The sequence below is a fragment of the Parabacteroides sp. PM6-13 genome, from assembly GCF_029892605.1.
Lineage (GTDB): Bacteria > Bacteroidota > Bacteroidia > Bacteroidales > Tannerellaceae > QVMG01.
This window is the reverse complement of record NZ_JARXWF010000002.1, coordinates 1-15,008: the sequence shown is the minus strand read 5'-3', so window position 1 is coordinate 15,008 and position 15,008 is coordinate 1. Positions and strand designations below refer to the sequence as shown.

The following is a 15,008-nucleotide window of genomic DNA, read 5'->3' as shown; positions in this document are numbered from 1 at the left end:
CACTCTGAGAAGAATTCATCTCATTTCATAAAGATAAAATGCATCCGAGAGATCGATCAGAACACGAATTCAATCTCTTCTCCCTCCTGCAGGTCAACGCTTAACGTGGAGTCGACAATAGGCATGGAGACTATTCTATTATTCTTTTTGATGATCAGGTTGTCGGAGTCGGCCGGTATCTGAATAACGAATCGACCGGATACAATGGCTTTCAGGCTGGCTGTAGTCAGCTTTCCTTCCACCCACTCGGCAGCAACTTCACCTCCGCCTCTCACTTTCATCCCCTTGAAGCTACCGGAAGGCCAGGCAGCCGGCAATGCCGGAAGTATCTCGACTACGCCCGACTGGCTCTGCAACAACATCTCGGCAATGCCCGCGCAACCGCCGAAATTACCATCGATCTGGAAAGGAGGATGCGCGCAGAAAAGATTCGGATAGGTGCCACCCCCGTTGGTCATATTGGTGCCTCGGTCGACACAAGGCTGCAAAAGCTCTGCCAGGAGTTTGAAAGCATGGTCGCCATCATGCAGGCGCGCCCAGAAATTCATCTTCCACGCCATCGACCAACCGGTGCTCTTATCGCCCCGCGCCTCCAACGATCGACGGGCTGCTTCCGCCAGTTCAGGCGTTTTCAGGACGGATATCTCATTGCCCGGATGCAAGGCATAGAGGTGCGACACATGGCGATGCTGGGGCTCCGCCTCTTTATAAGGCGCGAGCCATTCCATGATGCGCCCGTCGGGACCAATCGTCGTCGGCATCAGCCGTTCACGTTTCGCCTTCAGGGTGTTCGAAAAGTCTTCATCGATGCCCAAGAGCGAAGCCGCCTCTATCGTGTTGGTAAAGAGCTCGCGCAGGATCTGATTGTCCATCGTCGATCCGGCGACAATACTCACCCGCTGTCCATTCTCCATGATAAAAGCATTTTCGGGCGAGGTGGTCGGCGCGGTGACGAGGTAGCCATTGCGCGGATCCTCCACCAGCATATCGACAAAAAACAGAGCAGCCTCTTTCATCACCGGATAGACATCGGCCAGGTACTCCTTGTCGAGCGTATAGAGATAATGTTCATACAGATGCTGGCACAACCAGGCGGCTGAGGTATTGGTGGCACCCCAGGAGGGATGCTCGCCCGGCGCCGTAAACTCCCATACATTTCCCAGGATATGCGTCACCCAGCCACGCGCGTTGTAAAACACCTTGGCTGTGCGTCGTCCGCTTCGAACCTGCTGTTTGGTCCATTCAACCAATGGCAGATGCAATTCCGAAAGGTTAGTCACCTCAGCCGGCCAAAGATTCATTTGCAGATTAATATTCAAATGATAATCGCCATTCCAGGGTGTACGTATCGTGTTACACCAGAGCCCTTGTAGATGGGGAGGCAATAGTCCCGGACGGGTAGAAGAGATCAACAGATAGCGTCCGAACTGAAAATAGAGCGTAGCCAGGGAGACATCCTGCCGGTCAACGGCAAACAGGGAAAGGCGTTCGTCGATCGACAACTCTTCCCGGCCGGAGAGGCCCAGATCGAGCTCCACGCGGCCGAACAGTTCCGCATACTTCTCGGTATGCGAATCGCGCAACGGCTGATAGGCAACAGCCTCCGCCTTGTCAAGCATGGCGGTCGTCTGATTGATAAAATCATATTCGTTGAAATAATCGGTGCCCATACTCACCAATAGAATGACCTCCGTAGCATCGGCTATCTCCAGTCGGTCGGCTGCTGGTGTAAGGGTTCCGCCTTGGGGCATCAACACCCTGACGCGTGCTTCAAACTGCATACCTTTGTATTCCAAGGTGTCTACACCGTCGGGCAATTGTCCTTTCAACACCAGATCTCTGCCATCGGTCGTAACTGTAACACATTCGGGACGGCTCATGCCCAGGGTGAAGCGCAATGCCTTTTCCCGGTCGGCAGTGAGCCGCACAACGCCTACATCTTCCGAGAAAGAGGTGAAATACTCCCGAGTATAACGGGTATCTCCTTTTGTGAAAGATAAGGTAGAAACCGCCTCTTCGAGGTGGAGCGTCCGACGGTATGCCGTAACCGGAGCCCCGGCGTCGGGATAAGAAAAATCGAGGTTGAGATAGCCTAATAATTGGGAGCTACCGTAAGGGGCATCGGCTCCGTTGCCCCGGTTACTACCCTGTCCGCCGCATACAAAAGTGTCGTACATCAGTTGCTGCGCTTCGTCGTTGCGCCCTTCAAACAATAGGCGGCGTATCTCCGGCAGGGATTTGATCGCCTCCGGGTTATCGGTATTCTGCACACTGCCCGACCATAACGAGATCTCATTCAGTAGAATAGCTTCTTGCTCTATGCCCCCATCGGGCATTAGTCCAATGCGCCCGTTGCCCAAAGGGAATGTCTCTTCCCATAGCTGAGCCGGACGGTCGAAATGGTAACTGAGTGTTGGTTTCACTTGCTTTTCACATCCTGTCAATACAATCACCGACAGGAGTAAACAGCGTAGAGTAAGTCTTTTCATATGTTTATTGAAAAATGAGTCTTAGAAACTTTGCATATCGCAAAGGCGCTTGTAATAGCCATCCAACGCGATGAGCTCGTTGTGGCGCCCTTTCTCCACAATCTCGCCTTCGTGCATCACACAGATCATATCGGCATTGCGGATGGTAGACAGGCGATGCGCGATCACGATCGTGGTTCGGTTCTTCATCAGGTTCTCCAATGCCTCCTGCACCAGGCGTTCCGACTCGGTGTCGAGTGCCGAGGTAGCCTCGTCGAGGATCAGGATCGGTGGGTTTTTGAGTATCGCCCGGGCGATGCTGATGCGCTGGCGCTGTCCACCCGACAGCTTGCCGCCGCGATCGCCGATATTCGTGTCGTAGCCCTCTTCCGTCGCCATGATAAACTCATGGGCGTTGGCTATGCGGGCGGCCTCTTCCACCTCAGCCTTCGTGGCGCCTTCCACGCCAAAGGCTATGTTGTTAAAGAAGGTATCATTGAACAGGATGGCTTCCTGATTGACATTTCCCATCAGGTTGCGCAGGTCATAGAGCGTAGCCTGTCGTACGTCGGTCTCATCGATGCGGATCCCTCCGTTTGTCACATCGTAGAAACGTGGCAACAGATCGACCAGGGTACTCTTTCCTGAGCCCGATTGTCCGACCAAGGCCACTGTTTTTCCTTTGGGAATCTCCAGGTTGATGCCTTTCAATACCCATTCGCTCTGATACTTAAACCATACATTGTCGTAGGTGATGCGGTCTGCTAACTCGATGTCTTTCGGCGATTCCGGGTCGTGAATATCGGTTTGAGCGTCTAATATCATATCTACACGCTCCATCGAAGCAAGCCCTTTCTGAATAGCGTAGGTCGCTTTGGTCAGGTCTTTGGCGGGGTTGATGATGCTGTAGAAAATCACCAGGTAATAGATAAAGGTAGAGGCATCGATCGAGCTATTGGAAGAAAGGATCAACGACCCGCCGTACCATAAAACGACAACAATCGTGATCGTGCCCAGAAACTCACTCATCGGATGCGCCATCTGCTGGCGACGGTAGATGCGGTTGGTGATCGAACGGAATTTCTCATTCGCCTTCTCGAAGCGTTCCTGTATTTTTAGTTCGGCATTAAACGCCTTAATGATGCGCAGTCCGCTCAGGGTCTCCTCTATCTGGCTCATCAATAAGCCCCATTGCTGTTGCCCGTCTAAGGATTTGCGCTTCAGGCTTTTGCCTACCTTGCCCATCAGGTAACCCGCTATGGGCAATAAAATGAGGACGAAAATAGTGAGCTGCCAACTGATCGCGATCATACCGATCAGGTAGATCAGGATCAGGATCGGATTCTTGAAAAGCATATCCAATGAACTCATGATCGAGGTCTCTATCTCGTTTACGTCACCCGATACACGGGCAATGATATCCCCTTTGCGCTCTTCGGAGAAAAAAGCAAGAGGCAGTTGGGTGATCTTACGGTTGATCTGGTTGCGGATATCGCGCACTACGCCGGTACGGATCGGGATCATTGTGAAGAAGGCCATATACATGGCCGTCACCTTTAGGAATGTCATGACGATCAGGAATACGCCCAGGATAATCAAGGTATAGGTTCCCCCATTGGTCTCGATCAGGTTGGAAACGAACCAGAAAAAGTTATTCTTCACCACCTCCGCAGTTGATTTCCAGGCATCCCAAGACCCCGGATTGAATACCCATTCCATATAGCTGTAGGTCTTCTCTTCCAAGCGGAACAGGATGTTTAGGATCGGAATGATCAGGGCAAAAGAGAAGAGATTGAGGATGGCGGATAGTATATTGAAAAAAATGTTCCATCCTAAGAATTTCTTATAGGGAGGCACAAAACGCCGGAGAATACGCAAGAAGTCTTTCATGAATTGTCCTATTTAATTGCTGTTTAGGGGCGCAAGTTAGCGATAATTCTTTTTATACCGTATCTCTTTCTCGTCTTAGCGGTTGTTTTGAATATTGTTTGGACTTATTTAGTCTTTTTTTGAGCTGTTTTTTTACGGTTTTTTGGCGAATTGCAAAATACAAAGTGTAAGCAAAAAGTCGGTTTTGCTTTACAATATGATACGTTAAAAAGTGTTACTCGCCTGACTAATTTTAAATACCCCTACGTTTTTGGAAAAATACTCGGGCGATTTTGACCCTTAGTTTGCATTTGCCTTTTTCTTGAAGAGAAACATTGTAAATATCAAGAGAAAGGCTGGAGAAGAACTTACGGTATAAATAGACTTAATCTGTAGTCGAATAAAAGCGATGTTAATTCTTTACTTTGCTTGTATAAAAGAAAGGAATTAACAGGCAAACGAAGGTGAACCATCGTTTTGACCAGGGATAACCCTATAATTTGCCAGGGACCTTTGTTTGTCAAGCTGAAGATGCCAGATAGAAACTTAGGATTTGAAGCCTATTAAGGGTCTTAGCAGCCGTCAGCTTTCCTGTTAATTCCAAAATTAAACAGAGTAAAGTTATGAAGAAATTATTTATCGGAATTGATTTTTCTAAAAAGAGTTTTGATGTATCCTTTTTTTCGTCCTGTGAGTTGGACTTGGTGCATTATAACAAGTTTACAAACGACAAGCAGGGCTATGGGGAACTGCTGCGTTGGGTTCGTCAGAATACAAAGATCAGCTCTTCTGCATGGTTGTTCTGCGGCGAGCATACGGGACTGTATGGTGTAGGTCTAACGGAGTTTCTCTTGAAGAAGAATATGTTTCTTTGGTTGGAAAGTCCGTTGCAAATAAAGCTGTCCACCGGAGTCAAGAGGGAAAAGAACGACAAGGCTGATTCTTTAGCCATCGCTCAATACGCCTATCGTTTCCGGGACAAAGCAAAGGCTTGCCTTCCAACAGATAAGGCCATAACTGACTTAAGCCTGCTGTTATCCTTTCGCGAGCGACTAATACGCAACAAAAAAGTATTATTGATCTCTGCCACTGAAATACGTGCTATACACAAACGTGATTCTACCGCACGATATATCTACGAGCAATCCATGCGCGACATAGAGCGGATCAACAAGGAGATCAAAGAAGTGGAAAAGCAAATGTTGGAGATTATAAACAGTTCTATGGACGTAAAGGAAAATTATGATCTGGCCACTTCGGTCAAAGGAATTGCACTGATAAACACAGTAGCCCTAATCATACATACACATAATTTCACCCGCTTTGATAATGCGCGACAACTCGCCTGTTATACCGGAGTGGTCCCTTTCGGGAGGTCATCAGGAACAAGCCTAAATACTCCTAAACGAACATCTTCCCTGGCTAATAAACAGATCAGGGCACTCTTAACACAAGCAGCAAGGTGTGCCGTAAAACATGATCCGGAACTCAACGGATATTATCACCGAAAACTACGGGAAGGTAAAGATGAAAGGTTAATCATCAATAATGTGAGAAACAAACTTGTACACCGGGTCTTTGCCGTTGTCAAAAATAAAGTGCCGTATCAGACTAATTATCAAAATATGTTTTTGGATACAAATACGTAAAATATATGTCATTTCGTTTGGATTTTAACATAGAAAGCAATTTGTAAATCGCTTAGCGAAGCGTAAAGCAAAATGACAAACAGCGTTCGCTTAGCCGAAGGCGTAAAGCAAAATGGTCTGAACTGGGAAATAACGTTCGCTTCCGAAGGGAGCAATACGCTGATTTTTGGAGGTTCATCCGGTAAATGCGTATTTGAATTCAGGTAGTGTAATGATGAAGGTGGGGCGGATCTTCAGATATTGTAAGATTTGAAGGCGGGGATATTATATTCATGGCTGAAGGCCACCCTGGGATTCCATGGATATATAAAAAATGAGTTCTGTAAGAACGAAAGAAGAAAACCAATATTTACAGGCTCTATCACCATATATTCTATCATACTATCTATCGTTCTTTCAGAACTCAACTTATTGTATTGTCATGATACCCAGGGTGGCGCAGGCTTTCAGCCTACTTACCCGTGGGCTAAGTCTTCGTCCCTCTGGGACTCAGCCCTTCGGGCTCGTGACCTTCAGTCTTATAAATAAAGTCAAACATAGTGTTATCTACGTCACCTGTGCCAACATCTCCTATCTCCTATTTCCTATCTCCTTCCCATCTTCTCCAATTCGAAAATCCGCCCATCTTCTCAATCTTTTCCGATTTGATTATATTGTAAAAAATACGCATTCGCCGGATGAACCCGCACTTTTCTGGATCTGGCTTTTTTTAGTAGATATGGACTTCTGAAATTTCTAAAAAATTCGTATTATTGCAAGATAATTAAATACTATGACTGTTATGACGCTAAACTATCGATTTTTTATTCCCTTCGTACTTTTCTTTTTGTTTCTTATAGACGGACAGGCGCAACGCGCGTTAACCGTAGAGGATTTGACCGCTTGGCAACGGGTGACCGATAAGGTGATCTCGGACAACGGACGCTGGTCGGCTGTGACGGTTGCTCCCTGGGAGGGGGATGCTACCGTGTATCTCTACAACCATCAGAAGAAAGAACAGGCTGCTTCTTATGCACCGGCCGGAAAGAATCGTTTCTCATTCAGTTCCGCTTATTGGCTGGTGGAAGAGTTACCCTCGAAACAGGAAACAGATTCCCTTAAACTGCGAAAGACCAAGAAAAATGATATGCCTATGAATCGTTTGTTGATTCGCCATCAGGCGGGTGGGGAAGAGCGAATCGATTCCATACGCTCCTATCGCGTCGCCAACAAAGCCGACTGGATGGCCTATCAACGCGCGCGTAAGGACTCAACCTTGGTGGTTCGTTCCCTGAATGGGGAGAAGGAACATCGGTTTCCGGCCGTTTCTGAATTTGCTTTTGCCACGAAGGCTGCTATCCTCTATTATATATCCCAGGGAGATACGTTGGGAACAAAGGCGGGTATTTACTCTTTTGATATCGAAAATGAAAAAAACAGCCTCTTGAAAGAGGGTGATGGTCTGTTCAAAAAAGCTACTTGGGATGAGACGGGAAGCAACCTGGCATTTCTCTACCGGGAGAAAAACGATTCTACCTCGCGCGCCATGGAACTGTGGCTGGCAGGACGCAACAGTCCGGCACGGAAAATGATCGACCGGGCAGACGCGGTCTTGCCCGAAGGATGGATTATCAGTGAAGAGGGGGGCTTACGTTTCTTCCATGACGACAACTATATTGTGTTGGGAACCGCGCCGGAGCCCAGACAGAAGGATACCACCCAGCTGGCTGAATATCGTCCGAATGTGCAGGTGTGGTCGTGGAATGAACCGGTGCAATATACCGCGCAAGTATATAATAAAGAGCGCGACCTGAAGAAGACCTATACGGCGGTTTATCATATTCAGCGAGGACAATTCCTGCAGGTGGGAACGGAGGAGATGCCGAACGTATCGTTGCCCTGGAAAGGGGAATATGCCCTGGCTGCCAACACACGTCCTTATTCGGTCTCTTCCATGTGGGAATATGATACGCGTCAGGATACCTATGCCGTGTCACTCATTACAGGCGAACGTTGCCAGATCTTGCAGGCTGATTATAATCATCCTCAGCTGTCGCCCAACGGGCAGTTTGCCTATTGGTACGCGAGAAGGGACAGTGCCTGGTATACCTATGAGTTCGCGACGGAGAAGCAATACCGACTGACTACGCCGGATATGTTTACGGCTTGGGACGAACAAAATGATGTGCCGGATTATCCCTCGGCTCATGGCGCGGCCGGATGGGCTGAAAAAGATGCTTATATCCTGCTCTATGACCGATATGATATCTGGCGATTTGATCCGCGAGGTGTCGAAGCACCCGTGAATCTGACCGCCAATGGACGCAAGGAGCGGATCAATTATCGCCTGGTGCGTTTTGATCGGGAGAAACAGGATATTGACCTGAAAGAGACACAGTTGCTCACCGGCTTTAATGAAACGACAAAGGGTTCCGGGTATTATGAAAAGAAGCTGACAGCCTCTTCTGCTCCGAAGACCCTATTGGCAGGTAATTACCGCCTGACAACTCCGGTGAAGGCGAAAGAGGACAAAGCGCTTCTCTACACCCAAGAGACTTTCGAGCAATTCCCGGAGGTGATCCTGTCTGATCTTAGCTTTAAGAAGAGTCATCCGCTGACTCATATGGGTGAACAGCAGAAGGATTTCAAATGGGGAACAGCCGAATTGGTGTCGTGGACTTCGCTGGATGGCAAACGCCTGGAAGGGGTGCTTTGCAAACCGGTCGATTTCGATCCGACGAAGAAGTATCCGATGATCGTCAACTTCTATGAGCGTAATTCGGAAAACCTATACGGCTACCATATGCCTGAACCGCATCGCTCTACTGTCGATTATCATATGTACAACAGTCAGGACTATTTGGTGTTCAATCCGGATGTGGTCTATGAAACCGGCTATCCGGGCGAGAGCTGTTACAATTGTGTTATTCCGGGGGTGATGGCGTTGATCGAGCAGGGCTTTGTCGACGAGCAGGCGATCGGCGCACAGGGACATAGCTGGGGCGCTTATCAGGTGGCTTACCTGGCTACCCGCACTCGTCTCTTTGCGGCTATTGAATCGGGTGCACCGGTGGTGAATATGTTTAGTGCCTACGGAGGTATCCGTTGGGGCTCCGGATTGGCTCGCGCTTTCCAATATGAACATACCCAGAGCCGTATAGGCGGAACGCCCTGGAGCGCGCCGCGTGAATTTATGGAAAACTCGCCGCTTTTCACGATGGACAAGGTGGAGACACCGATCCTGATTATGCATAACGACAATGACGGACATGTGCCCTGGTATCAGGGGATCGAGTATTTTGTGGCGTTGAAGCGCCTGCAAAAACCGGCTTGGCTGCTTAACTACCCGGGTGAGATCCATTGGCCGATGAAGATGGCGAACCGCGAAGACTTCCAGAAACGTATGCTTCAGTTCTTCAACCACTACCTGAAGAAAGAACCTATGCCGAAGTGGATGCAAGAAGGAGTGCCCGCTGTTGATCAGGACTTTGAGTTGGGGTATTGAGGGGAATGTTGCATGGAGGAATAGGAAAAGATTAGTTCACTTTTTTGTGAATATTAAGGGATAATCGTTATCTTTGTTCTATCAAACTGTGGTATGGTTATTATCTTTCAAAAGGACTATTTGCGTGATATATATCGGACGGGCAAAACAACAGATAAAAAACACCGTTTTCAGCCAGAAATAATCCGGAAGTATATTCGTGTGATTGACCTGATGATTACTCAGCCCGATGTATTAGCATTGAAGAAGTATAACTCATTGAATTATGAAAGGCTGAAAGGAGACAAAGCCGGTTTGTCATCCGTCAGGGTGAACGACCAATACCGTATCGAGTTTGAAGAGAAAACAGATAGTGACCAAATGGTTGCTACGATATGTAGTATTGTAGAATTGTCAAATCATTATAAATAAAAAGCTATGATTATCCTTCAGGATGTTGCTCACGACATGATAGCAAACAACCTCGAACCACATATTCCGACTCATCCCGGCGAGATTCTAAAGGAGGAGATTGGATTTCGTGGTATTTCGCAACGCAAGCTTGCTGCCGAAATGGACGTGTCATACACGCAACTCAATGAGGTGTTAAATGGCAAACGCCCTGTAAACACCGAACTGGCATTGCTTCTTGAAGCCGCCTTGGGGCTTGACGCCGAGCCGCTTCTCAAAATGCAGGCGCGTTATAATATGTTTGTCGCCAAGCGTGACAATCTATTTATGGAGAAAGTAAACAAGGTGCGCAAAATGACCGCCCTTCTTTGAAAAAATCTATCTATCTTTGTAAGTTATCAACAATTTGGGCGATTTATCAACAAAACAAACAAAGTCTGCTTTTAACCGAAGGTCGTTTTGAATAGATTCGTTAGTTTTGTTCCCCAAATAAATGCATTTTTATGGGAAAGATTATCGCATTAGCAAATCAAAAGGGTGGTGTGGGCAAGACGACAACGACCATCAATCTGGCAGCTTCACTGGCTGTGTTGGAAAAGAAGGTGTTGGTGGTCGACGCGGATCCACAGGCCAATGCCTCTTCTGGGTTGGGGTTGGATATACGTTCGGTTGAACTCTCGATCTATGAATGTCTGATCAACGGGGAAAAAGCGGAAAAAGCCGTATTGCCAACGGAAGTGGAGAACTTGGAAATCATACCATCGCATATTGATCTGGTAGGAGCTGAAATTGAGATGCTCAACCTCGATCAGCGGGAACGCGTACTGAAACAGGTGTTGCAGCCGTTGAAAGATCTCTATGATTATATATTGATCGACTGTTCGCCCTCTTTGGGGTTGATCACCGTGAATGCGCTGACAGCTGCCGATTCGGTGATTATTCCGGTGCAGTGTGAGTATTTTGCGCTGGAAGGGATCAGTAAGTTATTAAACACGATCAAGATCATCAAGTCGAAGCTGAACCCCTCGCTGGAGATAGAGGGCTTTCTGTTGACGATGTACGACTCGCGTCTGCGTCTGGCAAACCAGATCTACGAAGAGGTGAAACGCCCGTTCCAGGATTTGGTGTTCGACACGGTGATTCAGCGCAACGTGAAACTCAGTGAGGCATCCAGCTATGGGAAGCCGGTGATTCTGTATGATCCGGAATCAAAGGGGGCGTTGAATCATCTACAATTGGCGAAAGAATTGATTAGTAAAACGAAATAATAAAATTGATAATTGATAATTGATAATGGATATCAATTATCAATTATCAATTATCAATTAAAAGAAGCGTATGGCAGTAAAGAGAGCGGCTCTCGGCCGTGGATTGGACGCGTTGATAACGATGGACGACCTGAAGACGGGCGGTTCATCGTCGATAAGCGAGATAGAACTGAGTAAGATTCAACCTAATCCCAATCAACCTCGTTCGGTGTTCGAAGAGGACGCGTTGGAAGAATTGGCTACCTCTATTCGTTCGTTGGGTGTGATACAACCGATTACCCTGAAAGAAACGGATAACGACAAATATATGATCATTTCCGGGGAGCGCCGTTATCGAGCCTCTCTGTTGGCCGGGCTGGAGCGTATTCCTGCTTACATCAAGACCGCTGAAGACGAGAATGTCATGGAGATGGCATTGATCGAAAACATTCAACGGGAGGATTTGAACTCCATAGAAATCGCGCTGGCCTATCAAAATCTGATCGATATATACGGACTTACGCAGGAGCGACTGAGCGAGCGGGTAGGGAAGAAGCGGGCTACGATTGCCAACTACCTGCGACTGTTGAAGCTGCCGGCGGAGGTGCAAATGGGACTGAAGGACCGGAAGATTGATATGGGACATGCGCGTGCGCTTATCTCGGTGGAGGATCCGAAGATTCAGCTGGCTCTGTATGAAAAGGTATTGGCCGATGGACTCTCGGTGCGCCATGTAGAAGAGCTTGTGCGCGGGAATGCCGAAACGAAAGCAGAGAAGGGCAGTGCAAAAAAAGCGAAAACAAAATTGCCGGAAGAGTACACCCTGTTGCAGGATCATCTCTCACGCTTTTTTCGGTCGAAGGTGCAACTGAGCTATAATAAGCAAGGAAAAGGGAAGATCACCATTCCTTTCGCATCCGAAGAGGAATTGGAGAAACTGATTGCTTTACTTGATAAAATGAAATGAGAAACGGAATAGTCATCTTATTCGTTCTGTTGTGGAGTTTGCCGCTGGCGCTTATGGCTCAGGTGGAACAGGTTGTGATGGAAGCAAGGCCGGACACGATTATTCTCTCGGAAGATACGATACCCGAATGGGAGAAGAGGATGTTGGTGATGGACACGCTGGTGGTTGAGATGCCGGATTCGATGACGCAAGCCATAGCGGCGGAGGCCGAAGCGGATATCCGGGAGCTGGCTCCTAACAAATCAGCCTTCAAGCCAAACCCTACGCGGGCGATGTTATATGGACTGATACCGGGTATGGGGCAGATCTACAACCGGAAATACTGGAAGGTACCGATTGTTTACGGGGCTTTCTTGGGCTGTACCTATGCCATTACCTGGAACCAGATGATGTATAGCGATTACTCTACTGCCTACAAAGACTATATGTACGATTCGACAAGCGGGAATCCGTCGAGCGAATGGCATACGAGTTGGCAGATCTTTGTGCCGGCAAATAGTTCGCCTGAGGCGGAGATCAATAATACCTCTTTCCGGGATAATACCCTGAAGAGGCGAAAGGATTATTACCGTCGCTACCGTGATTTGAGTATTATCATCTCTGCCGGGGTCTATCTGATCAGTTTATTGGACGCCTATGTAGATGCCCAATTGTTTGATTTTGACATTTCTCCGGATCTCTCCATGCGGGTAGAACCGGTGGTTACACCGAAAACCCCCTACAGCTCCCAGTCGTATGGGGTTAATTGCAGTTTTAAATTCTGACGATGCATATGAAGAAACAAATTACTATTTTATTATCCATCTTGCTCCTGCAGGGATCTTTTGTGTATGCGCAGGAGGCTGTGTTGTTGGAGCAGCTATTGGAAGAGGAAGAGCAGCAGGCGGAAGAGGCGCTGTTGGATGGAGAGGATGAGGACGATCGTCTATTTTTAGGCGAAGACAGCCTGTTTCGTTTTAATCTGAGTGGCGATTACTCTGTTCTTTCAAATGATTCCCTGGCGCTTGAGGTGGGGTTTATACCGAAGAGTTTCGACTTGGATGTCGACAGCCTGTTAAATAGCTGGCATGTGCAGTATTTCTCTAACGTGGATGATTACTGTCATGACGATGCGCATAATGTCTCTTTTCCGGACTCTATCTATCGGATGCGCCTGGAGAGTCTTTATCACGTGATTCCCCTGACCTATAATAAATCGGTAAAGGATTGTATCAACCTATACGCAGAGAAACGGCGCGGGTTGGTTCGTTATATGCTCGGCATGGCGAATTACTATTTCCCCATCATAGAGCAGGTGCTCGACGAACATGATATGCCGGACGAACTGAAATACCTGGCGGTGGTGGAAAGCGCCCTCAATCCGAATGCCTTGTCGCGCGTGGGTGCTGCCGGGCTTTGGCAGTTTATGTTGCCTACTGGGAAGATGTGCGGATTGGAGATCAGCAGCCTGGTGGATGAGCGTCGTGATCCGGTGAAAGCTACCCATGCGGCTTGTGTCTATTTCCAGAATATGTATGACATCTATGAAGACTGGAACCTGGTGTTGGCTGCCTACAACTGTGGACCGGGCAACGTGAATAAAGCAATTCGACGCGCCGGCGGGAAGACCGATTTTTGGGATATTTACTCCTATCTGCCGAAGGAAACACGTTCGTATGTGCCGCTCTTTATCGCTGCCTATTATATTATGAACTACTCTTGCGAGCATAATCTATGTCCGGTGCAGACCTCTTTGCCGTTGGCTACCGATACGATTATGGTGGATCGGATGCTCCATTTTGAACAGATCACGGAACTGATTAATGTGGATATCGAACTGCTTCGTTTGTTGAATCCGCAATACAAGCGCGATATTATTCCGGGAAACAATAAACCGTCGGTGTTAAAATTGCCGTCGTTAGATACGTATGCCTTTGTGGAGATGGAGGATACGATCTATCGTCACCGCATGGATGAACTGTTGGCAAACTGTGTTCCTTACAACGCCATCACGACCGGACAGTCCTCTACCCGTGAACGTATTACGCACGTCGCTCAAAACGGTGAGAACCTATACACCATCGCGGATAAGTATGGTGTTACGGCACGTGAGATACGCCGTTGGAACGGATTGGGAAGCAACCGGGTGGCACGTGGCAAGCGCTTGGTTGTTTATGTGGATAATGGTGGCGTTACCTTTGCCTCTGCCAAACAAACGACGACAGCTCCTGCTGCCGCGAAATCAACAACGCAAACAGTCGCCAAGACAACTACAGCGGCCGCAACTACAACGACTACAAAAGCTACCGGTGGGTACGTGACCTATACGGTGCAATCGGGCGATTCTCTCTATGCAATCGCCCAGAAATACCCGGGCATCAGCGCGGCCAATATCCAAAAGGCAAACAACCTGCCAAACACAAAGATCCGCCCCGGACAGAAGCTACGAATACCGGTGGGGTGATAGTGGCTTATCCCGTATGTTAGATGGGGTTCAGATGACGTAAGATGTGATTCAGAAGTCCTTCCAATCTTCCAAGATTGGAAGATTCCCCGTGGAGCGCTGCAAGCGCGATTCTACTCTGTAGCCAGTTGCCTCAGGCTGCTGGTCTTCAAATCGGAGAAAATGGGAAGGTTTTAGAAAGCCCGAAAGGGCTTCAACTTGGATAACCCCGTGCAAACCGTAGGTGTAGCTCGGGGTTGACGTAATATATATATATATATATATCATGAGCTCCGTAGGAGGTCAACTGTTGAGCCCCTACGGAGCTCGTTTTTTATTATACTCTCGTCCCCCGAGCTACGCCTTAGCGGCTTGCACGGGGTTGTACTAAATCCCGCCGAAGCGGGATCGTTTGTTATTTCATATATTGCGTTGAAATAAACACCACTTCAAATCAACGCGTGTGAAAAACAAACCTTTAGTACAACAAGCCCTAGACAAAGTCCCGGGCT

10 protein-coding genes are annotated in these 15,008 nt (G+C 48.0%); 8 read left to right on the top strand and 2 right to left on the bottom strand.

Features of this window, described 5'->3' with window-relative positions; genetic code table 11:
* Window positions 1-56: 56 nt before the first annotated feature.
* Both M2134_RS02010 and M2134_RS02005 read right to left on the bottom strand, forming a co-directional pair.
* Window positions 57-2,489: a glycoside hydrolase family 95 protein gene (locus M2134_RS02010; RefSeq protein ID WP_280750390.1), complete on the bottom strand. Its 2,433-nt coding sequence runs from the start codon at window positions 2,487-2,489 to the stop codon at window positions 57-59.
* 21 nt (window positions 2,490-2,510) lie between these two features.
* On the bottom strand, window positions 2,511-4,358 hold the full coding sequence (locus tag M2134_RS02005) for an ABC transporter ATP-binding protein (RefSeq protein ID WP_280750391.1): 1,848 nt from the start codon (window positions 4,356-4,358) through the stop codon (window positions 2,511-2,513).
* 602 nt (window positions 4,359-4,960) lie between these two features.
* Between M2134_RS02005 and M2134_RS02000 the strand changes: the two genes are divergently transcribed.
* From M2134_RS02000 to M2134_RS01965, 8 genes are all read left to right on the top strand, one after another.
* Entirely contained in the window at window positions 4,961-5,986 is a 1,026-nt protein-coding gene (locus tag M2134_RS02000) for a transposase (RefSeq protein WP_280750392.1), read from the top strand.
* Window positions 5,987-6,767: 781 nt separating this feature from the next.
* Window positions 6,768-9,470: a prolyl oligopeptidase family serine peptidase gene (locus M2134_RS01995; protein ID WP_280750393.1), complete on the top strand. Its 2,703-nt coding sequence runs from the start codon at window positions 6,768-6,770 to the stop codon at window positions 9,468-9,470.
* Between the two features lie 93 nt (window positions 9,471-9,563).
* Window positions 9,564-9,881, top strand: coding sequence for a type II toxin-antitoxin system RelE/ParE family toxin (locus tag M2134_RS01990; protein WP_280750394.1), 318 nt, complete (start codon window positions 9,564-9,566; stop codon window positions 9,879-9,881).
* A 6-nt stretch (window positions 9,882-9,887) separates the two neighbouring features.
* Window positions 9,888-10,232 (top strand): HigA family addiction module antitoxin, encoded by a 345-nt coding sequence (locus M2134_RS01985; protein ID WP_280750395.1) that lies wholly within the window; start codon window positions 9,888-9,890, stop codon window positions 10,230-10,232.
* Window positions 10,233-10,363: 131 nt separating this feature from the next.
* A complete protein-coding gene (locus M2134_RS01980; RefSeq protein WP_280750396.1) occupies window positions 10,364-11,128 on the top strand; it encodes an AAA family ATPase in 765 nt (254 codons plus the stop codon).
* 70 nt (window positions 11,129-11,198) lie between these two features.
* A complete protein-coding gene (locus M2134_RS01975; RefSeq protein ID WP_280750397.1) occupies window positions 11,199-12,074 on the top strand; it encodes a ParB/RepB/Spo0J family partition protein in 876 nt (291 codons plus the stop codon).
* A complete protein-coding gene (locus M2134_RS01970) occupies window positions 12,071-12,838 on the top strand; it encodes a DUF5683 domain-containing protein (protein ID WP_280750398.1) in 768 nt (255 codons plus the stop codon). The genes M2134_RS01975 and M2134_RS01970 overlap by 4 nt, the downstream gene beginning before the upstream one ends.
* Window positions 12,839-12,846: 8 nt before the next feature.
* Entirely contained in the window at window positions 12,847-14,517 is a 1,671-nt protein-coding gene (locus M2134_RS01965; protein WP_280750399.1) for a lytic transglycosylase domain-containing protein, read from the top strand.
* Window positions 14,518-15,008 lie beyond the last annotated feature (491 nt).